Below are 25053 nucleotides of genomic sequence, written 5' to 3'. Positions count from 1 at the left end.
TCATGTTCGACGCCCGTGACCGGCAGAATGAGCCAGTGAACATACCGACCGCCCCCACCGTTCTCATTGTCGAGGACGACCCGAACGTCCGCAGCACCCTGGACCAGCTGCTGCGCTTCGAGGGCTACCGGGTACTCCAGGCCGCCGACGGCAGCGCGGCGCTCACCGTGCTGGCGGCCCAGCGGCCGGATCTGGCGGTGGTGGATGTGGTCATGCCGGAACTGGACGGACTCTCGCTGTGCCGGGTGCTGCGCCGCCGCGGCGACCGACTGCCGATCCTGGTGCTCACCGCCCGGCACCAGGTCGGCGACCGGGTCGCCGGACTCGACGCCGGGGCCGACGACTACCTGGCCAAACCCTTCGACACCGAGGAACTGCTGGCCCGGCTGCGGGCGCTGCTGCGGCGCAGCGCACCCGATCCGGAACAGCGCGCCCTCACCGTCGCCGACCTCACCCTGGATCCGGCCACCCGCGAGGTGCGCCGGGGCGGCCGGGATCTGGAACTCACCCGCACCGAATTCGACGTACTGGAACTGCTCATGCGCAATGAGCGCCTGGTGCTGCCGCGCAGCCGCATCTACGAGGACATCTGGGGATTCGACTTCGACACCGAATCCCGGTCCCTGGACGTGTATATCGGCTACCTGCGGCGCAAAACCGAAGCGGGCGGGGCGGTTCGGCTCATCCACACCGTCCGCAATGTCGGCTACACCATCCGGCCCGCGTAATGCTGCGCACCCGAATCACTCTCGTCGCGGTGTTCGCGGTCACGGTCGCCATCGTGGTCACCATCGTGATGGCGTACCGCAATGTCAGCCCGCTGGTGGCCGACCAGGTCGACCGCGGCCTGGCCGATCGCGCCGACACCGTCGCGGCCCTGCTGGCGGCGGACGCACCGCTGCCGGTCCGCCCGGATATGACCGAACAGCTGCTGCTGCCGGACGGCACGGTGCTCCCTCTGGTCCCGGGACGAGCGCCACTGCCGGTCACCGCGGCCGACCGCGCCGTCGCCGCCGCCGGGAGCGGACGCAACGAGACCGAGATCGAGGTCGACGGCATCGGCTACGGCGTGCTCACCAAGGGCCGTCCGGGTGGCGGCGCGGTCATGGTGAGCCAGAACTACGCGGATGTGGAACGCATCGACCGCGAATTCCTGTGGCGCACGGCCGCCATCACCGCGGTGGCACTGCTGGCGGCGGCGCTGCTGTGCTGGCTGGCCATCGGCCGCATCCTGCGGCCGATCCGCCGCTTGGCCGCCGCCACCGACCGCATCGCCAGCACCCAGGACCTCACCGTCACCCTGCCGCGGGCCGAGTCCGGCGAGGTCGGCGAACTGACCCGCAGCTTCAACACCATGCTCGCCGCGCTGCGGTTCGCGCGGGCGCAGCAGCAGCGCCTGGCCGAGGACGCCGGGCACGAACTGCGCACCCCGCTCACCTCGGTGCGCGGCAGCGCCGAACTCCTCCAGCGCGCCCGGGGACGGCTGGCCCCCGAGGACGAGGCCCAGGTGCTGGCCACCCTGGTCCAGGAGGCGAAGGCACTGGACGAACTGGTCCGGGAGCTGGTCGATCTGGCCACCGATCAGTACGCCGCCGAGGAGCCCGAAACCCTGTCGCTGGCGGAGGTGGCGCGGGAGTGCGCGCACCGCGTCCGCCGCCGCAGCGGACGCGCCGTCATCCTCACCGTCACCGACCCGGTGCCGGTCTCCGGCCGTCCGCGCGCCCTGGCCCGCTGCGTCGACAATCTCATTGCCAACGCACTCAAATTCGGTCCGCCCGACACCCCGGTCGAGATCGCCGTGTGCGCGGCCGATCTCACCGTTCGGGACCACGGCCCCGGGATCGCCGACTCCGACCGGGAGGCCGTTTTCGGCCGGTTCTATCGCGCCGACGCCACCCGCTCCGCCCCCGGATCCGGCCTGGGCCTGGCCATTGTCCGCGATATCGTCACCGCGCACGGCGGCGTGACGCACGCCGACAACCACCCCGAAGGCGGTGCGCGCGTGGGCTTCCGACTACCGGCCGCCGCGCACGAGAAGCCGGTTCGCTGTCCGGGTGCTAGCGTGGACAGGCGAAATCGGTAGGGCAGCAAGGAATGTGAGATGGTCTCGGGTGATAGATCGGCTGTCCCACTATTTGGAGCTACCCCTTTGACCACTTCCTCACCGCGCTTCGGTGCCACCACGGATGCCCTACCCGTCCAGTACGGATCGCCCGTCGACTCCGCCGGCCCGCATATGGTGCTGCACTCGGAGGAGTTCGCGGCCGATCCGCACCGGGCCTACCGGGAGATGCGCGACAAGTACGGTTCGCTCGTCCCCATCGAACTGGCCCCGGGCGTGCCCGCCACGCTGGTGATCGGCTATCAGACGGCGCTGCGCATCCTCAACGACCCGGAACACTTCCCCGCCGATCCGCGCACCTGGCAGCAGTCGGTGCCCGACGAGTGCCCGGTCAAGCCGATGATGCAGTGGTACCCGAATGCCCTGCGCAATGCCGGGCCCACGCACGCCCGCTACCGGCAGAGCTACGTCGCCGGTATCGACGGCATCGACCTGCACACCCTGCACATCACCGTCGAGCAGGTCGCGGCCCCGCTGATCAACTCCTTCTGTGAGACCGGATCGGCGGATCTGGTGAGCCAGTACGCCTTTCCGCTGGTCTTCGAGGTGCTCAACCAAATGGTGGGCTGCTCGGCGGAATTGGGGCAGCGGGTGGCCACCGGGATGGCGGCGCTGTTCGACACCGTCAACGCCGCCTGGGGTATGCAGCATCTGAGCGAGGCGCTCATGGAGCTCATCGCGCTGCGCCGGGCCGAGCCCGCCGACGACGTCACCTCGCGCATGGCGAGCCATCCGGCCAACCTCACCGACGAGGAAATGCTCTACCAGCTCATCAGCTTCTACGGCGCGGGCATCGAACCGCAGCAGAACCTGATCACCAACACGCTGCTGCTCATGCTCACCGACGACCGGTTCGCGGGCGGGTTCCTCACCGGCAGCCTGTCCACCCGCGACGCGCTCGACGAGGTGCTGTTCAACGACCCGCCGATGGCGAACTTCAGCATCAGCTACCCGCGCCAGCCGATCCTCATCGACAACACCTGGCTGCCCGCACACCAGCCCGTGGTGATCAGCCTGGCGGGCTGCAACAACGATCCCCGGATTCGCGGCGGCGACCGCACCGGCAACCGCTCCCATCTGGCATGGAGCGCCGGACCGCACGCGTGCCCCGCCAAATCGGTTGCCTACCTGGTGGTTCAGGATGCCATCGACCAGCTGCTCGATGTGCTGCCGGAACTGCGGCTGGCGGTCACCCCCGACGAGATCGTCTGGCGGCCGGGGCCTTTCCACCGCGCCATGGCGTCGCTGCCGGTCGTCTTCCCACCGTCCCCTCCGCTGAATTCGGTTTAAGGAGTTGTCCGATGGAGTATGACCCGATCGTCCTGGACCCGACGGGCACGGATATCCAAGGTGAGAACGCGCGGATCCGCGAGCGCGGCCCGATCGCGCTGATCGAACTGCCCGGCGGCGTACCCGCCTGGTCGGTGACCGACCAGGCGATCCTCAAGGGACTGCTGGCCGATCCGCGCGTCTCCAAGGATCCGCGCCAGCATTGGTCGGCCTTCATCAACGGCGAGATCACCGAATCGTGGCCGCTGCTGCCGTGGGTGGCGGTGGACAATATGTTCACCGCCTACGGCGCCGACCACCGCCGACTGCGCAAACTGGTCTCCCCCGCCTTCACCCACCGCCGCACCACGGCGATGCGCGAGCGCATCGAGGAGATCACCGCGGCCCTGCTCGACGAACTGGCCGCCGAACCGGCCGACGCGGTGGTGGATCTGCGGGCGCGCTACGCCTACCCGGTGCCGATCCGGGTGATCAGCGAGCTCATCGGCATTCCGGACCATCTCGGCCCGGCCATGCACAAGTGCGTGGACGGCTTCTTCGACGGCACCTTCACCGCCGAGCAGGCGCAGGCCAACTATCTCGAAATGTTCCGGCTCGTCGGCGAACTCGTCGCCTTCCGGCGGGAGACTCCGGGCGAGGACATCACCAGCGTCCTCATCAACACCCGCGACGACGACGGTTCGCAGCTGACCGACAAGGAACTCTGCGACACCCTCATGCTGGTCATCAATGCCGGGCACGAGACCACGGTGAACCTGCTCGACCAGGCCATCTTCGCACTGCTGAACCACCCCGAGCAGCTCGCCGACGTCCGCGCGGGCCGGGTGCCGTGGTCGGATGTGATCGAGGAGGCACTGCGCTATCAGTCGCCGGTCGCGCATCTGCCGCTGCGCTATGCCGTGGAGGACATCGACATCGACGGCTTCCGCATCCCCAAGGGCGAGGCGATCCTCGCCTCCTACGCCGCCGCCAGCCGCGATCCGAAGATCCACGGCGCCGACGCCGACGCGTTCGACGTGCACCGCGCCACCAAGGATCAGCATGTCGCCTTCGGCCACGGCGCGCACCACTGCATCGGCGCTCCCCTGGCCCGGCTGGAGGCGGCCATCGCCCTGCCCGCGCTGTTCGAGCGCTTCCCGGACATGCGCCTGGCCGCCGAACCATCCGGGTACGAGCCCGTGGTCAGCTTCGTGTCCAATGGTCACCAGCGCCTGCCGGTGCGGTTGCACGCCTGACGGGACGCGTCGCCCGCCCGGAGGCCGCGGCCGGTGCCCGGCCTCCATCCGGCGACAGCGTGTCCGTCGTGGGCGGCAGGCTGTTTCGCGCGGTGGCGGGGGGTGGTGCACCCCGCCCTCGATCCGCCATCCGCGGCGATCAGCTGGCGGCGGTCGCCGGGGCGAGACGGGTGGTGAACCAGTCGCGGGCGAGCATCGCGACCTGGTCGAGGGTGCCCTCCTCCACGAACAGGTGACTGGCCCCGGGGATCACCCGCATCTCGGTCTCGCAGGTCATGGCCGCCTGCGCACCGTGGTTCAGCTCCAGTACCAGCGGGTCGTCACCGCCGACGATTAGCAGGGTGGGCGCCTGCACCCGGGACAGCGCGGCACCGGCCAGATCGGGCCGTCCGCCGCGCGACACCACGGTGCGCACGCCCAGCTCGGGATCGGCGGCCGCGCACAGGGCCGCGGCCGCGCCGGTGCTGGCCCCGAAGTACCCCAGCGCCAGGCCCTCGGTGCGGCTCTCCTTGGCGAGCGCGCGGGTCACATCGGCCAGTCGCCGCGCCAGCAGTTCGATATCGAAGACGTTGGCGCGCGCGGCTTCCTCGTTCGGCGTGAGCAGATCGACCAGCAGCGTGCCGATTCCGGCCCGGTCCAGCACGGCCGCCACGTGCCGGTTGCGCGGACTGTACCGCCCGCTGCCGCTGCCGTGCGCGAAGACGACCAAACCCATCGGCCGCTCCGGAATGGTGAGATGCCCTGTCAGCGTGGTCTTTCCGGAGGTGACGCGAATATCGTCGTCGCGTAGTCGCCGCCCGCTGTCGCGGGGGTCGTCGAATGTCATATCAGGCTCCCGATGAATGGGGTTCGGCTCCAGTACTTCTCGATAGGTTGTCGGCCGTGTACCGGCGGTGGATCCGATAGCGGTGGCTGATCCGCGGATCCGGGCGATACGACTCGCGGCCGACGGCAGCCTCGTGGTCGTCGACGAGGTCGCCACCACGGTACAGCCCGAAGCGGGTTCGGCAGCAGATCGCCGCCGCGGGCGTCGATACGAGGAGCCGCGCTGATCACAGCTGGCGGATACCCGCTCCACCGCCGAGTACACGGTGGACGAAGTCAGGCGCGCGGAATCCGCAGCGCACGCACCCGTGCCGCCGCGATGAGCGTGATGATCAGGACGGTCATCATCTGGAGCGCCGTCCACCCGGTGTCCGGGGCGGCCGCGGGCGGTGCGGGCGGGCGCGGGGCCGGTGCCGCCACCACCGGAATCGCCGGTTCGAGCGGTGTCCGGGCGGGTGTTTCCGGCGTCCGCACCGGAACCTGCGGCTCCGGCGGCATGGCGACCGGCGGTACGGCAGCGGGCCCGAGCTCGAGCGGAATCCCGGGCGATTCGGGCACGGGCAAGAGCAGTAGACAGGTCAGCAGCGCACTCCCGGCAGCCGCACTGCCCACCACCACGCTGCCCGCACCCGACCCGCTCGACCCACCGCCGACGAGCAGCCCGGGCACCAGCGACCCGGACCCGCCCGACCCCGCCACCGACCCCGCCGCCAGTGCGGCACTTCCAAGCACAGCGCTACCCGCACACGCGGTGGCCACACTCCCGGACTCGAACCCCATCAGCTCCCCGGCCGTCCCCGCCCCGCCACCGGTGGCGTAGGGAGCGTCGGCCGCGCCGACCGCGATATCGCCGCCACCCCCGTACCCGACATCCGCCCCATCGGCAACCATGGCGCTTCCCCCACTACGATCCGCCACACCACCATGTGATTCGGGATCCCCGTCCGTTGCGGGACCGCCCGACGCCCCTGCGCTAGCCGGTGCCCCTGCGCTATCCGGTGCCCCTACGCTATCCGGTGCCTCAGCGCTACCCGGTGCCCCACCATGACCGAAAGGCCCGACGCTGCTGTATGGCTCGGCCCCGCCCGGCAGCACCGGGCGGTCGGCGGGTTCGAGGCCGATCGAAGTGTCGGGTCCGCCGCGGGGCTCGGTCGCGGTCGAAAGCGCTGGGATACCGGCGGTTTCGGGCGCACCGATACCGCCGGTCGCGCCGCCGTCCGCCCAGGTGGCAGTGCTGCCGGGGCCGAGTTGCAGTGGGCTGCCGGTGGTGGCGTCGCCAGTGTCGGGCGGGCCGAGACCGTCAGCGCTGCCGGGCATGGCGCCGCTGCTCGATGCGCTGCCGGTGATCAGCTCGCCCAGTGCGGGCAGTTCGCTCGAGAAGGGCGTCGCGCTCGGGCCGGGGTCGGCGGGCAGTGGAGCCGGGTGCAGCGCGAGCAATACTGCTGCGAGTGGCAGTGCCAAGGCGAATCGCCGTGCCACGGCGCGGGTTCGGCCGCCTGTCGAGTCGGTTGTCATATGCGGTCCCGTTCCGCTAGTCGCCGGATTCGAAGCGCGTGCGCGCCAGTTCGAAGGCGTCCGTCGGCACCACGTTCGCGCCCGAGAACGGCTGGTCGAGCTGGTAAACCGCGAGGATCACGCCGCCCACCACCAACCCGAAGAGCGCGGTCATGATCACGCTGCGCCGGGTGACCACCACCCCGGAGAGCACGGTCCCGCACAACAGCATGGCGGTGGCCAACCACAGTGCGAGATAAAGGAATCGGGGCATGCGGTACTCGGCGGTGAGGGCGCGTTCGAAGCGGGCCTCGCCCACGGTGTCGAGCGCGTCGAGCGCGTCGGCGCGGGCCGCGACCACCAACGGATCGGTCGAGCGCACCGCCTCCACGGCCGCTTCCACCTCGTCGAGCAGCTCCTGCGCGGCGGCGCTCAGCCGCCCCTCGGCGGCCATGACCGCCCACTCCCCCGACATCACCTCGTCGGTGTAGTCGCGCACCAGTTCCCGCACCCGGGTGCCCTCGGCCTCGGGCAGATCGCCGGCCGCCGCATGGACTTCGATGAGCGCCTTGGCCTCCTCGACGGTGTGCGCGTGCGCGTTGTCGTACTCCTGCCAGGCGATCACCACCACGAAGGCCACCACCGCGGCGAAGAACATGTTCACCAGGTCCAGGACGAACGAATGCCCGGACTCCTCGTCCTCGTGCCGCCACGACTCGGGCCGCAGCCGGTCACCGACCAGGAATACCGCCACCGCCACGCCCGCGAACAGGATCGGCACGACGACGGGCACGATCAAATCCAGCGCCATACAACGGTATTCGCGACACCGGACCGCACGGATCGAACCGCTTACCGACCAGGGTCGTCACCTCCGCGGAAACAGACCGTCAGCATCCTTTTGTCCCAGGTGATCGCCACCGCGCCGTGCTGGTCGGTCGGGCACCGCGTTCCGTCGAGGCTGTTCTCGAAGACCGCCGTCACCCGCACCACATGCGGTCCCGGCGTGGCACAGTCCACTTTGACCGGATCGTTCATATCCGTGGTCTCGTAACACATTCCGGCACGCCAGTCGTAGGCCAGGCACAGGTGGTAGTTGTAGTTCCCGGCGCGGTCGCGGCTGCTGGCCTCGACCTTGTACAGCGGACCGGTGCACGGCTCCGGCCCGGTCTGCAACACCCGGTAGTTCGCGGCCAGCGAGGTGCACTCCGCGGGCTCCGGCGGATCGGTCTCGTCGGGCGGCAGCGCGACGCAGTCCCCGGGCCGCAGCAGGGTGAGCGGATCGGGTTCGATCACGGTGGTGGTGCCCGGTGTGGTCGGCACCGGCGCGGTCGCTGGGACCAGCCCCGGTGCGGCCGGGAGCGCCGTTCCCGCGATCGTCGCACCGGGCAGCGACCGGCCCACCAGCGCGGCCGTCATCGCGATCACCATCAGCCCCACCACCGCCAGCGCGGTCCACAGTCGCCGTGCGTTCTTCGCATCCATCCGTCGCATCCCATCCAGCCCGCCGCACCCCGGATGACGCCAGAACCAGCCCCCCGGTATCCCCAAGCTATCAGCCGAGGATGACAGTCCGACCACGGTCGTCCCACGGCAGGGCACCGTCCACGCTCGCGTCCACCCGCAGCCCGTCGACGGTGATATCACCGCCGTGATTGTCCAGAAAGGCGATATCGGAGGCATCGCGCCCGGTGGCGATGCGGACCATGGTCGAGCGCGGGGCCAGCCCGGTCGGATCCAGGGCCAGCCATCGGCCGTCCACGTAGGCCTCGGCGATGGAGTGGAAGTCCATCGGCACACAGCCCGGCGCGTACACCGCCGCGACCCGGGCGGGCACACCCACCGCCCGCAACAGCGCCACCACCAGATGGGAGAAATCGCGGCACACCCCGGCCCCGCCCAACAGCGTCTCCACCGCGCCGTCGCTGGGGCCGCTGCTGCCGGTGACATAGCGAATGCGGGTGCCGACCCACTCCGCCACCCGGTCGGCGGTTCCGGAATCGCCTATGCCCAATCCGAATTCGGCCGCCGCGAAGCCGAGCAGCTTGTCGGATTCGGCGAACCGGCTGGGCCGCAGGTACAGCGCGAGGTCGTAGTCGGTGATCGGCTCCGGCGTCGCCGTCCCGCTCACCACGGCGTGATAGCGCACCCGCAGCTCGCCGGCGCGGGCGCCCAGCACGTGGATGCGGGTGCCGTGCGATCCGCTGATCTCGCGGGCCAGCACGCCGCGTCCATCCAGTTCGAACCGCAGCGTCTCGGCGAGAGAGATACCGGGCCGGCGGGCGACGGCGATCTGGAATTCCAGGGCGGTGTCCGCGTGCACACGGACGTCGATATGGGCGGAAACCACGCGCCTCACCCCGCTATCGTCGCATGTCGGACCACACCGTCGCCGCCGGTTCGGCCGCCCCTCGGGGTCGAACGGTATTCCGCTGCTGTTCACGTCCCGTTGGGCGTGGAGGTGCCATCGGGAACACCGCGCCCTGCACGATCGGCGGCGTGCGCATTGTGCAGCTGGCGAACTTCTACGGTCCGCGCTCCGGTGGCCTGCGGACCGCGCTGCACCATCTGGGGGATGGCTACGCGGCGGCGGGGCACGAGGTCGTGCTCATCGTGCCGGGGCCGCGACGCGCCGAGGAGGTGCTGCCGTCGGGGACGCTGCGGATCACCGTGCCCGCCGCGCGGATTCCGTTCACCGGCGGCTACCGGGCCGCCGATCCGCGGCGCGTCGCCGATGTGCTGGCGGGCCTGCGGCCCGACGCGCTGGAGGTCTCCGACCGGCTGACCCTGCGCGGTTTCGGGCGCTGGGCCCGCACCCGCGACGTGGCCTCGATCATGATCTCGCATGAACGCCTGGACCGGCTGCTGGGGCAGGTGCTGCCCGGGCCGGCGGCACGCCGCGCCGCCGATATCGCCAATCGGCGCACCGCGCGCGAGTACGACATGGTGGTCTGCACGACGGCGTTCGCCCGCGCCGAGTTCGAGCGCATCGACGCGCCCAATGTCGAGATGGTGCCGCTCGGAGTGGATCTCGACCTGTTCAGCCCCCTGCGACACGATCGGCGGCTGCGCACCGATCTGGCCGCCGACCATCTGCCGCTGCTGGTGCACTGCGGGCGGCTGTCGGTGGAGAAGCGGGTGGACCGCAGTATCGAGGCGGTGGGCGCGCTGCGCCGCGAGGGCCTGGACGCCCGGTTGATCGTGGCCGGGGACGGTCCGCGACGCGACGCCCTGCAACGGCGCGCCCGCGGCATTCCCGCGCTGGCGGACGGCCGTCCCGCGGTGCACTTCGCCGGATTCATCGACGACCGTGCGGCTTTGGCGACACTGCTGGCCACCGCCGACGTGTCCCTGGCCCCCGGTCCGCACGAGACCTTCGGGCTGGCGGCGCTGGAGGCGCTCGCCGCCGGGACGCCGGTGGTGGCGAGCCGGTCCTCGGCGCTGGCCGATATCGTGACCGCCGATTGCGGCGCGGTCGCCGCCGACCATCCGGACGCCTTCGCGCGGGCCGTCACCGATGTGCTGGCGCGGCCACCGGCCCTGCGCCGCTGCGCCGCGCGCACCCGGGCCGAGCAGTTCACCTGGCCCGCGGCGGTGTCCGGCATGCTGGAGCTGCTGAGCGGGGTGCGCTAGCACCGCCGATGGGTGGCCACGCCCGCCAGGTAGGTCGCCCGCACGCCGATCTCGGGCAGTTCGTCCGGGGCCACCGTGTACGGATCCACGTCCAGCACAACGAGATCGGCGTACTTGCCGGGTGTGATCGAACCGGTGATGTCGTCGGCGAACAGCTGATACGCGGCGTCCAGGGTCTGGGCGCGAATGGCCTGCTCCAGATTGACGCCCTCGTCCGGGGCGAGGACGCGGCCCCGGCGGGAGGCCCGGGTGATGGCGCAGGCCATATTGTGCAGCGGCGCTTCGGGGGTGACCGGACAGTCGTTGTGGAAGGAGATCCGCACATCCGCCTCGAGCGCGGATCTGGCGCGCACCCAGTGGGATTCGGGCTGGGGCGGAACGGCGTCCGCGTCGTCTCCGGTCGCGGTGTCGCCCCAGTAGTAGAGGTGGTCCATGAACAGCGAGCAGGTGACGCCGAGCTGGTTGGCGCGCCGGAACTGTTCGGGTGTCATGGCCCCGCAGTGTTCGAGCCGCAGCCGGTGGTCCGGTCGCGGATACTCCCGCAGCGCCTGCTCGTACGCGTCGAGCACCAGGGTGGCTTCGTCGCCGTCCTGGGCGCGGCAGGCCAGCTGCCATCCGTGCGGGTGGTAGGCGCGCACCAGCTCGCGTAGTCGGTCGGCGGTGTGCCGCGCGGTGTCGGACGCCCGCAGCAGTTTGATGCCGATCTGGCGGAACATGTCGTCACCGTTGTCGGGCGGGCAGATGGTCTCCAAACCCGGTGCGGCGGTTTCGTACGCGCGTGTGCGCACCTTGGCGCGGCCGCGCTGATACAGCCGGGCGGTGGGGACGCGGATCTCGTCGGTGAAACCCATATCGCCGCACAGCGTCACACCGCGCGTGGCGAAGTGCTCGTGTTCACGCGCCAGCAGCCCGATGGCCGGATCCGGATGGTCGGCGACGATGCGAGCGGTCACGGCCGCGATGGCGGGCTCCTCGAATGCCTTGCCGGTGAGCATCCCGTACCGGTCGCGTTCGAAGTGGCCGCCGAACGGATCGGCCGTATCCTCGCCCAGGTCCGCCAGCCGCAGCGCCGCGCTGTTGGCCCAGGCGATCCGGCCCGCGTTCTGCCGGATGACGATCGGCCGGTCGGGGGCGAGTTCGTCCAGCCATTCCCGGGTGGGCTCCGGAAAGCCCGGCTGGAGTTCGGGATCGAGGCCGTGGAACAGCAGCGCGCGTCCAGGCCGCGCGTCGCCCATGGCCTTGTCGATGGCGGTGCGCACCTCCTCGGCGGTGGCGCAGGCCGTCGGCCGGATGTCGATGACCGATTCGCTGAACAGGATCTGGTCCCGGGTCGGATGGGTGTGCGGCTCGACGAATCCCGGCAGCAGACAGCGGTCGTCGAGTTCGATCACGTCGGTGCCGGGTCCGCGCAGGGTCAGCACCTCCCGGCCGCCGACGGCGAGTATGCGCCCGGCGCAGACCGCGACGGCGGTCGCGCCCTCGGTCTCCGGATCGACGGTGATGATCGAGCCACCGGTGAAGATGAGATCGGCCGTGTCCATCGGGACGCTCCTCGTGCGCACTCGACCCGCGCCGCTTCATTGCCGCGCGGTAGCTGGCCATCCAAGGATGCGCCGACACGGTGTCGTTCGCGGTGGAATCGCCGAATGAACCGGTGGCAGTCGCGACATTTCGTCCGGTTCGCCGGTATGTCGCTCGGTGGTGCGACATGCCTTCGCTACCATCGTCCCTTCTGGGGGATTCGTCACGCTCGCACCGATTTCGATACGATTTCCACACGAGAAGGGCCGTCTCGCGGCCCGACCGTCATCCGACGGTGGCCGCGCCGTGCCCGAATCGTCTGTATTGTCGAATTCACGGTAAAAACGGTTCGGGGATAGGCAGTTTCGATGAATGAACCCGAATTCTTCATGCCTTTCGCGTCGGGGGGACACAACCCCGCCGAGGCCGAGGCGGAGAAGGCGATGTGGCAGTGGCTCGAGCACTACGACCTGGTGCCGACCGAGCCGACGCGGCGGCGGATGGAACGCACCCGCCCCGCCCGAATGTACGCACTCTGGTGTCCGAAGGCCGGAACGGACGATCTGGCGCTGCTCAGCCAGTACACCGCCTGGGCCTTCATCGTGGACGACCAGTTCGATATCGAAATCCCGGACCCCGGGCGAACTTTGCACACCATCACCGCCCTGAACGCGGTCTACGACGGTGACGACCCGCCCTCGGGCGTGCTGGCCGTCGCCTTCGCGGATCTGTGGCGGCGGCTGTGCGCGGGGCGCTCCACCGCCTGGCGGGAGGCGGTGCGTGCGGAGATCCGCGCCTGGCTGTGGACCTACTACACCGAGAGCATCGGCCGGCTCACCGACCACCTGCCCGAGATGGACGTCTATCGGGCGCATCGACGAGATTCAGTGGCGCTGTTCGTCTTCCTGGACATCAGCGAGATCGCCGAGGGCGTCGACCTGTGCGCCGCCGCCCGCCAGCTGCCCGCCGTGCGACTGCTGCGCGAAGCCGCGGTCGAACATATGGGACTGCTCAACGACGTGCTGTCGGTCGGTTCCGACGAGGCATCGAGCTATCTCTACAACTCGGTGCTGTTGGCCGAACATCACTACGGGCATACGCGATCTCAGGCGCTCACCCTGGTGAACAGCATGCTCACCCAGCTCATCGACCGCATGACCGCCGCCATCGACCGGCTACCGGCCGAACTCGACGCGGCGGGCATCACCGGGCGAGATCGGGCCGACACGCTGGCCACCGCGCAGAACTACACGGTGTACGTCCGAGCCAATCTCGACTATCACTACCAGGCGGCGCGCTACACCAGCGCTCCGGCGGAGGCTCTCGAACACGGATCGCCGCTGCGCTGAGCCGCGGTATCCGGGTGGGAGTTGCCGAACTGAAACCTGGTGACGTACCACGCCACCGGGCTCCGATGGGACGATGGGCTTCTTCTACGCATGGCCGCCGCGTGCAGCCGAATGCGCCCGAGGAGGCCGTGTCCGAGCGAGTGGGACCGATTATGCGAGCCTCGAATTCGATCAAACATCTGGTGGGACAGCGCCTGCAGGGCACCCGCGCGGCGACCCCCGCTCGTGCGGCGGTCACCGTCCCCGACACCGATCACCTACGCCCGGTGGAGATCTCGCCGCACGGGCCGAGTGTGCGCGAACCGGCTAGCGGTGAGCGAGCGGCCCGCAGACAGCTGGCCGACGCCCGCCACGCCATCGAACCGGTGCTGCGGGCCGCCGTGGCATCGCTGACCGATCCGCTGGATCGCATGGCGGGCTATCACTTCGGCTGGTGCGACACCACCGGTGCGCCCGCTCCGGGCGTACAGGGCAAGGCATTTCGCCCCGCCCTCACCTTCGCCGCCGCGGCGGCCTGCGGCGGTGGCGTCGACCAGACCGTCCACGCCGCCGCGGCCGTCGAACTACTGCACAACTTCTCCCTGGTCCACGACGACGTCATGGACGCCGACGACACCCGCCACGGCCGCCCGACCGTCTGGCGCGTCTGGGGCGAGACCAATGCCACCCTGCTCGGCGACGCCTTGCAGGCCCTCGCCCTCGGGGTGCTCTCCGACGGTGTGCCCGAAGCGGTGACCGCCGAGGCCGTCATCCGCCTGGCGCGCACCACCGTCGCCCTCTGCCAGGGCCAGTACGAGGACTGCGCCTTCGAAACCCGCTCCAGCGTGAGCGTCTCCGAGTACCTCGCCATGGCGGCGGGCAAAACCGGTGCGCTGCTGGGCTGTTCCTGCGCGCTGGGCGCGCTGTGCGCCGGAGCCGACCATCGCACGGTCTCGGCCATGCACACCTTCGGGCGGGAACTGGGGCTGGTCTTCCAACTGGTCGACGACGCCATGGACATCTGGGGCGATCCAGCCATCACCGGCAAGCCCGCGCACAGCGATCTGCTGCACCGAAAACAGTCCTACCCGGTCGTCTGCGCGCTCAACTCCGACACCGCCCCCGGCCGCGAACTGGCGCGGATCTACCGGAGCGCGCACCCCATGACCCCGGAGAAGGCCGCGCGCGCCGCCGAACTCGTCGAAGCGGCGGGCGGACGGCAACGCACCCTGCACCGCGCGGCCACGGCCATGCGATCCGCGCTCGCGGCGCTGCCCCCGGATCTCGCCACCGGAGACCTCATCGCCCTGGCCCAACTCGTCGCCCACCGCAACCGCTGACCGATATCCGCGGTGCCGCTCACCGCACTCGCCGCGCGATGAGCGTAGCGATCTCGCGGGCGGCACCGCACACAACTTGGCCACCGCCGCTCCCGCGGCGCGTACTCGAGGTGGATGGCCCCGCCCGACGGCACCGCGCCCCGCCGCGCGCATCTCCCGATCCGACCGGACGCGCGTTTCCCGGGGGCGATCACCCGCGCTCAGTCCGGCTGCTCGCGCACCGCGTCGCTGAGGCGCTGGAGGGCGCGCAGGAATGCCTTGCGGTCGGCGGGGGTCAGGAGGGACAGCAGGTGCTCCTCCTGCGCCTGGATCTCCCGCTGGGTGCGATCGCGGAGGGTGCGCCCCTCCGGGGTCAGGGACAGCAGCCGGGCGCGGCGGTCGGCCGGGTCGGGGGTGCGGGTGATGAGACCGCGCCGCTGGAGTTCGTCGAGCACGGCGATGATGCGGGTCTTGTCGGCGTTGATGCGTTTGGCCAGGGCGGACTGGGTGTACACGGGGTCCTCACCGAGGCCGAGCAGGACGGCGTAGCCCCACATGCTGATGCCGTTGCGCTCGAGGATGGGCAGCTCCGCCTGTACGAGGGCGCGACCGAGGGGTCCCAGCATGGCGGCGAGGTCGGGGCGCTTCACTTCCGGCATACGAAGAAAATACCGCTCGACAGATAATACGCTGTCGCATATTATATGCACATGCCTACCAATATAGTCGCCCCCGCCGATCTCGTCGCCCTGAATGCCCGCGCCGTCCGCGCCAGCAGCGCCGCCGTATCGCACTGCATCCCGGCGGATCTGAGCAAGCCCACCCCCTGCGCGGACTGGACCCTGCGTGACCTGCTCAGCCATATGATCGCCCAGCACCGCGGCTTCGCCGCCGCCGCCCGCGGCGACGACGATCCGGACCACTGGCAGCCCCGCCCGCTCGGCCTGGACCCGGTCGCCGACTACCGGGCCGCCGCCGATCATGTGCTGGCCGCCTTCGCCGCCGACGACATCCTGGAGCGCGCGTTCCCGCTGCCCGAATTCACCACGGAGTTCCGCTTCCCGGGCATCCAGGCCCTCACCTTCCACTTCATCGACTATGTGGTGCACACCTGGGATGTCGACCGAACCCTCGGCCGGACGACGACTTTCGACGACGACCTGCTCGCCGCCGCGCTGCCGATCGCCGAATTCGTCCCCGACGACGCCTCCCGCACCACCCCCGGCGCCGCCTTCGCACCCCGACTGCCCTGGACGGGCGAGGCCACCCTCGACCGCATCGTCGCCCTCCTCGGCCGCTCCCCCCACTGGCCCGCACAGCCTGCCCGGTCGGTCGACGGCGAGTAGATTCGGCCCCATGCCCAGCGACGCTCAGTTGAAGGTCCAGAACGCCCTGCATCGCGCACTGCTGAAGGTGAGCGGGGGGAGGTTGGGCAGAACCATCGTGGGCATGCCCGCGCTCGAACTCACCACCGTCGGCCGCAAGTCGGGCGAGCCGCGTCGAGTCATGCTGACCGCGCCGGTCGTGGACGGCGACACCATCGTCGTCGTGGCCTCGCGCGGCGGTGATCCCACCCATCCCGCCTGGTTCCTGAATCTGCGCGACAACCCCGACGTGGAGGTGTCGATGCAGTCCGGCCCCCGACGGCCGATGACGGCCCGGGTCGCCGACGCGGCGGAACGCGCCGCCCTGTGGCCGCGCGTGGTCGCGAGCTTCCAGGGGTATGCCGACTATCAGCGCAAGACCAGCCGGGAGATCCCCCTGGTCCTACTCACCCCGCGCGGGTGAACGTCCGGCCCGCGGGCAGCGCGCCCCGCGGCCGTTATGATCGGTGCCATGGGCACATACTGGCGCACCGTCACCCCGCCCCCGGTCGCGTGACCGGGCGCACCTGACGGCCTCCTTCCCGTAGTACCGCCGTGCGCGGCGGTATTGTCGTGCGCCCGTTCGGAATCCAGCTCCTATCGGAATTCGACGGAAGTTCACGACTGTGCCGAATCATTCCGCCGCGACGGCCGCGCGCCGTACGGCTACCAATCCACGTTCATCCCGGGTCGGCGGAGCGCTGGCCATCCTGACCGCGGCGATGCTGTGGGGAACCACGGGAACCGTTGCCACCCAAGCCCCTTCGGGCACCCCGGCCGCCGCGACCGGATCGACCGGCCTGCTGCTGGGTGGCCTGCTGCTCTGCGCGACCGCGCGCGGGGTTCCGGCGCGCACCCGCCGCGAATGGCGGCAGCTCGCCCTGGGCGCGGTGGCGGTGGCCGGATATCCGCTGACGTTCTATCCGGCCGTGCAGCGCACCGGGGTCGCGGTGGCCACGGTCATCGCCTTGGGCTGCGCTCCCGTCTGCGCGGGAGTGCTCGCCTGGACCCTCACCCGCACCCGACCCGATCGGCGCTGGATGCTGGCGACACCGGCGGCGGTGGCGGGATGCGGTGCGCTCGTGCTGGGTTCGACCACCGGCGGCGGGGTGGTCGATCCGCTCGGTGTGCTGCTGGCGGTGGGCGGCGGTATCGCCTACGCCTGCTACGCCCTGATCGGCGGGCGGCTCATCGCCGCCGGACGCCCCGCCGGCGCGGTCATGGGCGCGATGTTCGGCGGCGGCGCGCTGCTGGTGCTGCCGGTGGTGCTGGCCGCCGGCCCGGCCTGGATGCTGGCTCCGCGCGGCGCGGCGGTCGCCCTGTACCTGGCGCTGTGCACCACCGTGCTGGCCTACCGGCTGTTCGGTTACGGGTTGCGCCACAACACCTCTCAGCACGCCACCACCCTGACCCTGGCCGAACCGGCGGTGGCGGCCGTGCTGGGCGTCGTAGTGCTGCGCGAACGACTGGCCGTGCTGTCCTGGTGCGGGATGGCCGTTCTCGTCCTCGCCCTGGTCGTGCTGGCCGCGCCGACCCGCGGGTCGAGACGGGCGGTGACGCCGCGCAGGCTGTGAGCGCCTACCGCAGCGCCTGCTCCGCGCCCCGGTGCAGCGGCACCGGGGCGGTCTCGGCGGCGACCGCGCGGTCGATCCCCTTGGCGGCCGGATTCACCTGCTCCAGTTGGGTTTTGCGGTCGAAGAGCACCGTGGTCAGCACGCAGGCCAGGTTGGCGTCGATATCGTCGCGCACCAGCAGCAGGTTGGGGACCACGATGGTCTCGACGTCGGCGGGCAGACCGTAGGCGGCGGCGGGGATGACGCCCTGCTCGTAGACCGGGTTCACCGCGCGCATCTCGTCCAGCAGGTCGGTGATGTCGAGGAAGCGCACCTCGTCGCGGGCGGTGGTGAACAGGTCGGTGATCCCGGGTGTGGGCAGTCCGCCGGACCAGAACATGGCGTCGATGGAGCCGTCCTTCATACCGTCCACGGTCTTGGTCAGGTCGAGCCGCTGCGCGGCGACGTCGGCGTCCGGATCGAGTCCGGCCGCGGTGAGCAGCCGCTGCGCGATCACCTCGGTCCCCGATTTCGGCGACCCCGTGGAGACCCGCTTGCCCCGCAGATCGGCCACGGAACCGATATTCGCATCGGCCCGCACGATCACCTGCGTGTAGTTGGTGTAGATCCGCGACAGCGCCCGCACCGGCTGCGCCCCCTCGAAGCTGCCCGTCCCGCGCACGGCGTCGGCGGCGGTGTCGGCGAGGGAGAAGGCGACCTGGTAGGTGCCCGCCACCAGCTGCTGGATGTTCTGCACCGAGGCGCCGGTCTCGGCGGCGGTGGCCTTGACGGTGCCGTCGGTGGCGGCGGAAATCTGTTCCGCGTAGGCGTTTCCGAGGGCGAAGTACACGCCGGTGGCATTGCCGGTGGCGATGCCGATGCGGGTGTCCCGGTTCACCTCGCAGGTGATCTCGCCGCCGGTGTCGGCCCGCGGCGTGTCCTGCCGCCCACCGCATCCGGTCAGCAGGGCCGCCGACATCGCCGCCACCGCGGCGATCGTCACGACTGTTCTCATGGTGTGCCTCCTGTCGGATCGGCGCCGCGCGCCGGGGGAATGTCGTTGACGGACGGTGGATTCCGGCGCAGCACCCGGGTGAGCAGCGCCGCCGCGGCGAGCAGGGCCGCGCCGACGGCAAGGGTGACCGGACTCGGATACAGCAGGGCCAGCCCCGCCAGCCCGGCCAGCACGCGTGCCGCCCGCCCGGCCGCGCCGACACCGAACACCCAGCCGCCGGTGGCCATGGCGAGGGCGGCCACCCCCAGCGCCACCATCAGCGCGGTGGCCGCGATCTCCGGCAGCGGTCCGCGCCCGAGCAGCCGCTCCCCCGTGCCGGTGAGCACGAAGACCATCGGCACCAGGAAGGCGGGCAGGGCGTAGCGCAGTGTCTGCCACATGGTGGGGATCGGTTTGGCCCCGGTCACCGCCGCCGCGCCGACGGCGGCCAGCGCGGTCGGCGGCGTCACCTCCGACAGCACCGAGTAGTAGAAGACGAACATGGCGGTGGCGGGGCCGGAGACGCCGAGCGACAGCAGGGCGGGCGCGATGATCACCCAGCCGATGACGAAGGAGGCCGTCACCGGAATGGCCAGCCCGAGCAGTGCCAGCGCCACGGCGGCCAGAACGACGGTGCAGGCCAGCACGACCGTCGCATTGTCGGAGATCGCCTCCGCCGTCCGCACCAGCACACCGGCCAGCTGTGCGCCGAGCCCGGTCTTGGTGGTCATGGCGGTGATGATCCCGGCGGCGGCGCACACCGCCACCACGGGCAGGGCGGCGCGAATACCACCGGACAGGGCGGTGAAGCAGGATCCGAACTCGCGCAGCATTTCTCGTCGAGTGGCCGCCGTCGGCCCCTGCCGCACCGCGCGGTCGACGACGGCGAGCAGGAAGGCGAGCGCGGTGGCGTACACCACCGCCTTGGTCGCCGCGAACCCCAGCAGCATCAGCACCACGATGGCGATGAGCGACAGGAAGTGATAGCCGAAGCGCGCCAGCAGTTTCCACGCCGAGGGTCCGGTGTCGGCGACGGGTGCGCCGTCGCCGGAGCCCTGGCGGTGGAACCGCCGCGCGTCGATTTCGACCGCCAGCAGAATGCCCAGGTAGTAGAGCAGGGTCGGGATCGTGGCCCACAGCAGTACGGTGAGGTACGAGACCTCCAGGTACTCGGCCACGATGAAGGCCGCGACGCCCAGCGTCGGCGGGGAGAGAATCGCGCCCACACCGGCCGCCGCCAGCATGCCACCGGCCTGTTCGGGTCGGTAGCCCGCCTTGCGCAGGATCGGCCAGGTGACAGCGCCATTGGTCACCGCGGTCGCGGTCCCCGAGCCGGAGACCGTGCCGAGCAGGAATCCGGAGGTCACCGCGGTGCGACCCGCCGCCGTGCGCGACCGCCGGAACGCCGCCACCGAGAGTTCCACGAAAAATCGTGCCGCACCGGAGAATTCGAGCACCGCACCGTAGATGGTGAACAGCGCGATATAGCTGGCCGCCACATCCAGCGGGGTGCCGTAGAACCCGCTGCCGGAGTTGTAGAGCGCGTCCACGATCTGGTCGAAGTCGAGTCCGGCGTGCGCCACCGACCAGTGCTGCGGCAGCAGTCCGCCGTAGTAGCCGTAGGCCAGGAACAGCGCGCACACCAGCGGCAGCACCCAACCCGTGGTGCGGCGGCACGCCTCCGCCACGAGCAGCAGCACCAGCGCGCCCATGGCGATATCGACGGGATCGAGCAGCCCTTGCCGGTCGAGGAAGGCGTCGTATCCGCCGCCACCGGATCCGATGGTCAGCGGCAGGACCGGATACAGGCACACCAGCAGGGCCAGCGCGGCCAGCAGCCAGTCCCAGGGTGCGGGCCCGTACGCCCGATCGACCCAACCGGTGCCCCCGTCCAGGTGTCGCCACCCGGAGCGGTAGCTCAGGAAGACCAGCGGCAGGGTGACCGCGAGGAAGACCACCAGATAGTACTGGCTGCCCTGCGGCAGCGGCCGAAACACCTGCCACAGCACCAGAATCGCGACGGCGAATCCGCTGAGGGCCACGAGGCGCTCCGGCCACCCGGACAGGGTCCGGGCGGGCCGCTCCTCATCGTCGACACCCAATTCGGCCGGTGTCGCAAGATCTTTCGTGGCCGACATGGCGAGAAGATATCAGCGCCAACCATGCCGCGCGGCCGGTTTCGAGGACGGCGGAACTAGCGGGGGTCGGGCGGTGGACGCCGATCCAGCCGCGCCAGCCGCGCGCCCACCCCGCGTCCGACACCGGCGGTGCGGCACAGGACGAGCCAGAGCGCGCCGAGGATCCAGCCCGCGAGCACGTCGGTGGGCCAGTGCACACCGAGGTACACCCGGGACAGCCCGATGGCCGGTACCAGTACCAGCGCCAGCGCGACCAGTGCCGGGCGGGCCCGGCCGCGCAGATGCGGCAGCAGGGCCACCACCACCACGCCGATCACCACGAACGAACCGAGGCTGTGCCCCGAGGGATACGACAGGCTGTGCTCGGTGGCCAGCCGCCCGTCCAGCGGCGGGCGCTCGCGGCCGACGAGCCGTTTGCCGACCGCCACCAGCACCGCCGCGCCCAGGGCGGCGATGCCGACCAGCGCCGCGGACTCCCACCGCCGCCGCCACGCGAATCCCAGGCATACGGCCGTGGCCAACAGCGCCATGGTGAGGGTGTCACCGCAGGTCGTGACAACCCGGGCGGCCAGCGTCATACCGTCGGACCGAAAGCCGACCGCCCAGTCACGCAGGGCGATATCGACATCCGTCGGCCCGGCCGCCCGCATCACCACCGCGGTGAGCCCACTGAACACCGCACCCAGCAACAGCATCACGGCGATGCCCAGGTAAGTCCGGCGCTGGCCGGCGGGCCGGGGCCGGATGGACGGGGTGGACACCTGCTGCGACGGCGATGAGGACGGCACGCCATCGACAATGCCACGAATTAGCTGAGAGCGGCTGAGAGGTTCGAACACCGGTAGGGTCGAGCCATCCGAGCAGCCCAGGCGTGGAGTGAACGGCGGTGATGTGAGTGTTTTCCTGGTTCAACGAGGTTCGCTGGGTGTATCGGCAGCGCCGGGTGTGGCTGCTCCCGGCCCTCATCGTCGGCGCGGCGGTGCTGCTGTCCTGGCTGGTGCCGTATCTGGACCGGGTGCTGGCCGACGTACTGGCCGAGCTGCCCCCGGGTGAGTTCGCGTGGAAGTTCGACGCGGCCGTCATGGCGACCGTGCTCGCGGCCGTGGCGTCGGGCACCATCGCCTTCACCGGCTTCGTGTTCTCGGTCCTGTTGCTGGTCATCCAGTTCGGCACCGGGACCATGTCGGCGCGCTTCGCACCCCGGCTCACCCAGGACTGGGTGCTCGGCGCAGCCCTGGGCACCTTCATGGCCACCTTCGTGTACACCCTGCTGGTCTCGGTGCGGCTGGCCGCGCGCCTGGAGGACTACGAGCCGGTGCTCTCCTCGGTGGTGGCCGTCGGGCTCGCCCTCACCAGCGTGGCCCTGTTCTTCGCGCTGCTCACCCGGGTGGTCAATTTCCTGCGCCTGGTCAAGGCGCTGGGCTGGGTGGCACGCGCCGGAGCCCGGACGGCCGCGGCCGTGCACCCGAATCCGTATGGGAGCGAGACCGATACCGACGACGCCGCGGACGGGCCGCCGGATCGGGTACTCCGGCACACCGGCCGGGCGGGCGTCCTGCTCGGCTTCGACGACGACGACATCGCCGAACTCGCGCGGCGCGCCGACTGCCGCATCGTGGTGGTGCCCGCCGTCGGGGACTTCGTACTGCCCGGTGCGGCGCTGTTCGAGATCCACGGTGCGACCGCGGTGCCCGAGCGCACGCTGCGACGGCATGTGGTGGTCGGCGTCGAACGGGTGGTGGACGCCGACCCGGCCTTCGCACTGCGAGTCATGGTCGATATCGCGATCAAGGCGCTGTCCCCGGCCGTCAACGACCCGACCACGGCGGTGCAGGCGCTCGATCACATCGGCGCCCTGCTGCTCGACCTGTCCGGCCGCGAACTCGGCGTCACCCGCATCCGGGATCGCGACGGCCGGGTCCGACTGACCCACCGCACCTCCGAGTGGTCGGACTACCTGTCCCTCGCCGTCGATGAGATCCGCTACTACGGCCGCGACTCCCTCCAGGTGGTCCGCCGCCTGCGCGCCCTGTACGCGGATCTGCTGCGCGCCTGCCCACTCGAACGCACCCCGCCCGTCCTCGAACGCCTGGCCGCCGTCGACGCGGACACCGCGGCCTTCGGCACCGCCCTGGACCGCGCGGTCGCCGCCCAGGCCGACTGGCAGGGCCTCGGCGGTCCCGCCCCCTTCGCCACCGCCGCGTCCGGCCCCGGGGAACCGGCATCAGACTCGACGACGTGAGGCAGCGTGGCCTGCCGGGGCGCGACACCATACGACACGAGGCGCGCAAACGGCTCGCGTCTCGCCGCAGTGTGGCCCACCCGCGAGCACGGTGTTCGGCGAGGCACGGGGTTCCCGCGCCACCGCGTCGGCCGGACTCAGCCGGAGGTGTCGTCCGCGGCGGCGGAGGGCTCGTCCGCGGCGGCCCGCGTGCCGGGTGACACGCGGATCACCCCGGCGTCCAGGTCGAGGTCCACGCGCGGCCGGTGGGTCTGGCCGCCGCTGTCCTCGGTGCTCTCATCGGTCAGCTTCTTGCCGGGGAAGAGTTCGCCCATGACACCCATGGCTCGACCATAGCCGCCCGGAGCGCGGCGGCCAGGCCACGGCCGCCCGGAAGCCGGGCGGCCGCACCGGGTCACAGCGGATCACCGCGGCTCACCCCGTACGCAGGGTCAGGCCCGGGTGCTCCGCCAAGACGGCGGTGACGGGTTGGGCGATCAGGCCGGGGCCGAAGTCGATGGAACCGGCGGAGATCGGCTCGCGCACCGGGCACAGCGCCAGATTCACCGACGGCACATTGCTGGAGATGCCGAGCGCCTTGGTACCGGTGAGCACCGGGCCACCGCTGTCCCCGGGCAGGGCACAGGCATTGGTGCGGAACAGTCCGGTCAACTCCACCGCGGGCGTGCGCCGGTACTGATCGCTCACCCGGCTGGTGACATCGACCTCGCGCACCACACCGCAGGTGAAGCCGGTGGTCGCCCCCGACTTGCAGACGGGCGCGCCCACCACCGGCGTGGCGACACCGTCGATGCGCAGCGACTCATCGCCGGGCACGCGGACCTCGTTGCTGGCGAAGCGATCCCGCGCGGCGTCGGCGACGGCCACCACCGCGTAGTCGCTGCCCCCGAAGACCGAACGGTGGAAGCGGCCCAGCGGTTCACCGTAGGGACGGTCGGGAATCCACTCGTACACCACCGCCGCGGCATCGGTTCCGGCGGCGGCGGGTGCCGGATCGCAGTGTCCGGCGGTGATGTTCACCGGATCGCCACCACCGTCGCTGCCGTGGAATCCGAACGAGCAGTGCGCCCCCGTCGAACCCGCCACGGCCACATAGGGATCGGCCGCGGCGACGGTGCCGCTCGGGGTGCGCGGGGTGTTGCGCCAGTAGTTCTCGGCCCCGGGCGCGGGTCCAGTCTCGGGCAGCGGGCCGGTGGAACCGAGCCCCGCACTGCCGGTCGGCGCCAACGGTGCGGCCACCGGCCGCGCCTGCACCACCACACTGTCCGGTGCGACGAACGGCGGCATCGCCACCCCGGCCCGCTCCACCCGCACCACGATCCGATTGCCGATCACGTCGATACCCACCCCGTGCACCGCCTCGGTGACCGCATCCGGCTGTTCGGCCAGCCAACCGTCGAAGGCCGACCTGTCCCGCGCCAGCGCCACCTCGCTGCGCTCGGCCGCCCGCACCTCGAACCCCGCGGCCCGCGCCGCCCGCCGGGCTTCGCCCGCCCCCGCGTCGGCGGTCAGCGCCGCGACCGGGGTCGCGCCGTCCAGCCAGGCTCCGGCGAACGCCCGCGGATAGCGCTGCCGCGCGTCGGCCGCGAAGCGCGCCACCCGCTGGCCGAGTTCGGCGCGCCGCAGGTACTCTCCCGCCGTCAGGCCCAGATCCCGTCCGACCGCGTCGGCCAGTCCCGCGGGCAGCGCGGGTTCCGCCCGCGCCACACCCCCCGGAACGGTCAGCGCCAGCCCGGCGGCAACGGCAATCGCCGTGCGGCGCAGCGGAATCGAGCAGACGGTCGATCGAGTGCACTGCGAGCGCGATAGACCCATGAGACAAACAGTAGAGTCCGTTTGTGATGTGGGACACAACCGCGAGCCCGCGTGTCACCGCCGCGGCGCACGGTTCCCGGTGGCCGACGATGCCCGCGCGCTGTTCCGTACACCGCGCTCCAACGCGTACGCGCCCGCGACAGCGGTACCGACGGCGAGCAGCGACACCGCCGAGCACCA

23 protein-coding genes and 1 pseudogene are annotated in these 25053 nt (G+C 71.1%); 12 read left to right on the top strand and 12 right to left on the bottom strand.

Annotation, left to right across the window (positions count from 1 at the left end; translation table 11 throughout):
- Positions 1 to 41: 41 nt before the first annotated feature.
- The 4 genes from QJS31_RS08115 to QJS31_RS08100 all read left to right on the top strand — a co-directional run bounded on the left by QJS31_RS08115 (position 42) and on the right by QJS31_RS08100 (position 4647).
- The gene (locus QJS31_RS08115) at positions 42 to 728 is read left to right on the top strand and encodes a response regulator transcription factor (protein ID WP_282779569.1); all 687 of its coding nucleotides are present in this window, start codon (positions 42 to 44) and stop codon (positions 726 to 728) included.
- Positions 728 to 2083 (top strand): HAMP domain-containing sensor histidine kinase, encoded by a 1356-nt coding sequence (locus QJS31_RS08110; RefSeq protein WP_282779544.1) that lies wholly within the window; start codon positions 728 to 730, stop codon positions 2081 to 2083. Before QJS31_RS08115 ends, QJS31_RS08110 begins: the two co-directional genes overlap by 1 nt.
- A 153-nt stretch (positions 2084 to 2236) precedes the next feature.
- Positions 2237 to 3412 carry a cytochrome P450 gene (locus QJS31_RS08105; protein ID WP_228812624.1) on the top strand — a complete coding sequence of 392 codons (1176 nt, stop codon included), beginning with the start codon at positions 2237 to 2239 and terminating at the stop codon, positions 3410 to 3412.
- Positions 3413 to 3423: 11 nt separating this feature from the next.
- Positions 3424 to 4647, top strand: coding sequence for a cytochrome P450 (locus QJS31_RS08100; RefSeq protein ID WP_282779545.1), 1224 nt, complete (start codon positions 3424 to 3426; stop codon positions 4645 to 4647).
- Positions 4648 to 4786: 139 nt separating this feature from the next.
- Here the strand turns inward: QJS31_RS08100 and QJS31_RS08095 are convergent.
- Positions 4787 to 5437 (bottom strand): annotated as a pseudogene (locus tag QJS31_RS08095) (dienelactone hydrolase family protein); the annotation flags it as partial.
- 118 nt (positions 5438 to 5555) lie between these two features.
- On the opposite strand from QJS31_RS08095, the gene QJS31_RS08090 reads away from it, so the two are divergent.
- A complete protein-coding gene (locus QJS31_RS08090; RefSeq protein WP_282779547.1) occupies positions 5556 to 5699 on the top strand; it encodes a hypothetical protein in 144 nt (47 codons plus the stop codon).
- A gap of 49 nt (positions 5700 to 5748) precedes the next feature.
- Here QJS31_RS08090 and QJS31_RS08085 read toward each other — a convergent pair whose 3' ends face one another.
- The 4 genes from QJS31_RS08085 to QJS31_RS08070 form a co-directional block, all read right to left on the bottom strand.
- The gene (locus QJS31_RS08085; RefSeq protein ID WP_306356335.1) at positions 5749 to 6363 is read right to left on the bottom strand and encodes a hypothetical protein; all 615 of its coding nucleotides are present in this window, start codon (positions 6361 to 6363) and stop codon (positions 5749 to 5751) included.
- 640 nt (positions 6364 to 7003) lie between these two features.
- Positions 7004 to 7777, bottom strand: coding sequence for a DUF4239 domain-containing protein (locus QJS31_RS08080; protein ID WP_282779551.1), 774 nt, complete (start codon positions 7775 to 7777; stop codon positions 7004 to 7006).
- Between the two features lie 41 nt (positions 7778 to 7818).
- Positions 7819 to 8451 (bottom strand): hypothetical protein, encoded by a 633-nt coding sequence (locus tag QJS31_RS08075; protein WP_282779553.1) that lies wholly within the window; start codon positions 8449 to 8451, stop codon positions 7819 to 7821.
- A 70-nt stretch (positions 8452 to 8521) separates the two neighbouring features.
- A complete protein-coding gene (locus QJS31_RS08070; protein ID WP_282779555.1) occupies positions 8522 to 9325 on the bottom strand; it encodes a transglutaminase family protein in 804 nt (267 codons plus the stop codon).
- Positions 9326 to 9465: 140 nt separating this feature from the next.
- On the opposite strand from QJS31_RS08070, the gene QJS31_RS08065 reads away from it, so the two are divergent.
- On the top strand, positions 9466 to 10599 hold the full coding sequence (locus QJS31_RS08065) for a glycosyltransferase (protein WP_282779557.1): 1134 nt from the start codon (positions 9466 to 9468) through the stop codon (positions 10597 to 10599).
- Here the strand turns inward: QJS31_RS08065 and QJS31_RS08060 are convergent.
- Positions 10596 to 12140 carry an amidohydrolase gene (locus tag QJS31_RS08060; protein WP_282779558.1) on the bottom strand — a complete coding sequence of 515 codons (1545 nt, stop codon included), beginning with the start codon at positions 12138 to 12140 and terminating at the stop codon, positions 10596 to 10598. The genes QJS31_RS08065 and QJS31_RS08060 overlap by 4 nt on opposite strands.
- Before the next feature lie 348 nt (positions 12141 to 12488).
- Between QJS31_RS08060 and QJS31_RS08055 the strand changes: the two genes are divergently transcribed.
- Both QJS31_RS08055 and QJS31_RS08050 read left to right on the top strand, forming a co-directional pair.
- On the top strand, positions 12489 to 13469 hold the full coding sequence (locus QJS31_RS08055) for a hypothetical protein (protein ID WP_282779560.1): 981 nt from the start codon (positions 12489 to 12491) through the stop codon (positions 13467 to 13469).
- A 152-nt stretch (positions 13470 to 13621) separates the two neighbouring features.
- On the top strand, positions 13622 to 14788 hold the full coding sequence (locus QJS31_RS08050) for a polyprenyl synthetase family protein (protein ID WP_282779561.1): 1167 nt from the start codon (positions 13622 to 13624) through the stop codon (positions 14786 to 14788).
- A 200-nt stretch (positions 14789 to 14988) separates the two neighbouring features.
- Here QJS31_RS08050 and QJS31_RS08045 read toward each other — a convergent pair whose 3' ends face one another.
- A complete protein-coding gene (locus QJS31_RS08045) occupies positions 14989 to 15426 on the bottom strand; it encodes a MarR family winged helix-turn-helix transcriptional regulator (protein ID WP_282779562.1) in 438 nt (145 codons plus the stop codon).
- 45 nt (positions 15427 to 15471) lie between these two features.
- On the opposite strand from QJS31_RS08045, the gene QJS31_RS08040 reads away from it, so the two are divergent.
- The 3 genes from QJS31_RS08040 to QJS31_RS08030 all read left to right on the top strand — a co-directional run bounded on the left by QJS31_RS08040 (position 15472) and on the right by QJS31_RS08030 (position 17705).
- Positions 15472 to 16113 carry a TIGR03086 family metal-binding protein gene (locus tag QJS31_RS08040; RefSeq protein WP_372341686.1) on the top strand — a complete coding sequence of 214 codons (642 nt, stop codon included), beginning with the start codon at positions 15472 to 15474 and terminating at the stop codon, positions 16111 to 16113.
- Positions 16114 to 16123: 10 nt separating this feature from the next.
- The gene (locus QJS31_RS08035) at positions 16124 to 16555 is read left to right on the top strand and encodes a nitroreductase family deazaflavin-dependent oxidoreductase (RefSeq protein ID WP_282779565.1); all 432 of its coding nucleotides are present in this window, start codon (positions 16124 to 16126) and stop codon (positions 16553 to 16555) included.
- A gap of 202 nt (positions 16556 to 16757) precedes the next feature.
- Positions 16758 to 17705, top strand: a complete 948-nt coding sequence (locus QJS31_RS08030) for a DMT family transporter (RefSeq protein ID WP_306356334.1) — start codon at positions 16758 to 16760, stop codon at positions 17703 to 17705.
- A 4-nt stretch (positions 17706 to 17709) separates the two neighbouring features.
- On the opposite strand, the gene QJS31_RS08025 is transcribed toward QJS31_RS08030, so the two are convergent.
- The 3 genes from QJS31_RS08025 to QJS31_RS08015 are packed head-to-tail and all read right to left on the bottom strand — an operon-like array spanning position 17710 to position 21604.
- Positions 17710 to 18699 (bottom strand): TAXI family TRAP transporter solute-binding subunit, encoded by a 990-nt coding sequence (locus tag QJS31_RS08025; protein WP_306356333.1) that lies wholly within the window; start codon positions 18697 to 18699, stop codon positions 17710 to 17712.
- Complete coding sequence (locus QJS31_RS08020; protein ID WP_306356332.1) at positions 18696 to 20816, bottom strand: TRAP transporter fused permease subunit; 2121 nt, start codon at positions 20814 to 20816, stop codon at positions 18696 to 18698. The genes QJS31_RS08025 and QJS31_RS08020 overlap by 4 nt, the downstream gene beginning before the upstream one ends.
- A gap of 56 nt (positions 20817 to 20872) precedes the next feature.
- Positions 20873 to 21604 carry a phosphatase PAP2 family protein gene (locus QJS31_RS08015; protein WP_282786047.1) on the bottom strand — a complete coding sequence of 244 codons (732 nt, stop codon included), beginning with the start codon at positions 21602 to 21604 and terminating at the stop codon, positions 20873 to 20875.
- A gap of 107 nt (positions 21605 to 21711) precedes the next feature.
- Here QJS31_RS08015 and QJS31_RS08010 point away from each other — a divergent pair, with 107 nt between their 5' ends.
- On the top strand, positions 21712 to 23058 hold the full coding sequence (locus QJS31_RS08010; RefSeq protein WP_282786048.1) for a DUF2254 domain-containing protein: 1347 nt from the start codon (positions 21712 to 21714) through the stop codon (positions 23056 to 23058).
- A gap of 137 nt (positions 23059 to 23195) precedes the next feature.
- On the opposite strand, the gene QJS31_RS08005 is transcribed toward QJS31_RS08010, so the two are convergent.
- Together QJS31_RS08005 and QJS31_RS08000 are read right to left on the bottom strand one after the other, a co-directional pair.
- Positions 23196 to 23381 (bottom strand): hypothetical protein, encoded by a 186-nt coding sequence (locus QJS31_RS08005; protein ID WP_306356331.1) that lies wholly within the window; start codon positions 23379 to 23381, stop codon positions 23196 to 23198.
- A 91-nt stretch (positions 23382 to 23472) separates the two neighbouring features.
- Positions 23473 to 24873, bottom strand: a complete 1401-nt coding sequence (locus QJS31_RS08000) for a S1 family peptidase (protein WP_306356330.1) — start codon at positions 24871 to 24873, stop codon at positions 23473 to 23475.
- Between the last annotated feature and the right edge of the window lie 180 nt (positions 24874 to 25053).

The organism is Nocardia sp. CC213A (assembly GCF_030766805.1).
Classification (GTDB): domain Bacteria; phylum Actinomycetota; class Actinomycetes; order Mycobacteriales; family Mycobacteriaceae; genus Nocardia; species Nocardia otitidiscaviarum.
Note: the sequence above shows the minus strand (reverse complement) of the source record. Positions and strands in the feature narration are given on the sequence as shown.

What these genes read in the sequence shown, in the direction of transcription:
- QJS31_RS08110 (WP_282779544.1), top strand. Translation starts at nt 728, where the DNA reads ATGCTGCGCACCCGAATCACTCTCGTCGCGGTGTTCGCGGTCACGGTC.
- QJS31_RS08105 (WP_228812624.1), top strand. Translation starts at nt 2,237, where the DNA reads ATGGTGCTGCACTCGGAGGAGTTCGCGGCCGATCCGCACCGGGCCTAC.
- QJS31_RS08100 (WP_282779545.1), top strand. Translation starts at nt 3,424, where the DNA reads ATGGAGTATGACCCGATCGTCCTGGACCCGACGGGCACGGATATCCAA.
- QJS31_RS08085 (WP_306356335.1), bottom strand. Translation starts at nt 6,363, where the DNA reads ATGGTTGCCGATGGGGCGGATGTCGGGTACGGGGGTGGCGGCGATATC.
- QJS31_RS08080 (WP_282779551.1), bottom strand. Translation starts at nt 7,777, where the DNA reads ATGGCGCTGGATTTGATCGTGCCCGTCGTCGTGCCGATCCTGTTCGCG.
- QJS31_RS08075 (WP_282779553.1), bottom strand. Translation starts at nt 8,451, where the DNA reads ATGGATGCGAAGAACGCACGGCGACTGTGGACCGCGCTGGCGGTGGTG.
- QJS31_RS08060 (WP_282779558.1), bottom strand. Translation starts at nt 12,140, where the DNA reads ATGGACACGGCCGATCTCATCTTCACCGGTGGCTCGATCATCACCGTC.
- QJS31_RS08055 (WP_282779560.1), top strand. Translation starts at nt 12,489, where the DNA reads ATGAATGAACCCGAATTCTTCATGCCTTTCGCGTCGGGGGGACACAAC.
- QJS31_RS08050 (WP_282779561.1), top strand. Translation starts at nt 13,622, where the DNA reads ATGCGAGCCTCGAATTCGATCAAACATCTGGTGGGACAGCGCCTGCAG.
- QJS31_RS08045 (WP_282779562.1), bottom strand. Translation starts at nt 15,426, where the DNA reads ATGCCGGAAGTGAAGCGCCCCGACCTCGCCGCCATGCTGGGACCCCTC.
- QJS31_RS08040 (WP_372341686.1), top strand. Translation starts at nt 15,472, where the DNA reads ATGCACATGCCTACCAATATAGTCGCCCCCGCCGATCTCGTCGCCCTG.
- QJS31_RS08035 (WP_282779565.1), top strand. Translation starts at nt 16,124, where the DNA reads ATGCCCAGCGACGCTCAGTTGAAGGTCCAGAACGCCCTGCATCGCGCA.
- QJS31_RS08025 (WP_306356333.1), bottom strand. Translation starts at nt 18,699, where the DNA reads ATGAGAACAGTCGTGACGATCGCCGCGGTGGCGGCGATGTCGGCGGCC.
- QJS31_RS08020 (WP_306356332.1), bottom strand. Translation starts at nt 20,816, where the DNA reads ATGTCGGCCACGAAAGATCTTGCGACACCGGCCGAATTGGGTGTCGAC.
- QJS31_RS08005 (WP_306356331.1), bottom strand. Translation starts at nt 23,381, where the DNA reads ATGGGTGTCATGGGCGAACTCTTCCCCGGCAAGAAGCTGACCGATGAG.
- QJS31_RS08000 (WP_306356330.1), bottom strand. Translation starts at nt 24,873, where the DNA reads ATGGGTCTATCGCGCTCGCAGTGCACTCGATCGACCGTCTGCTCGATT.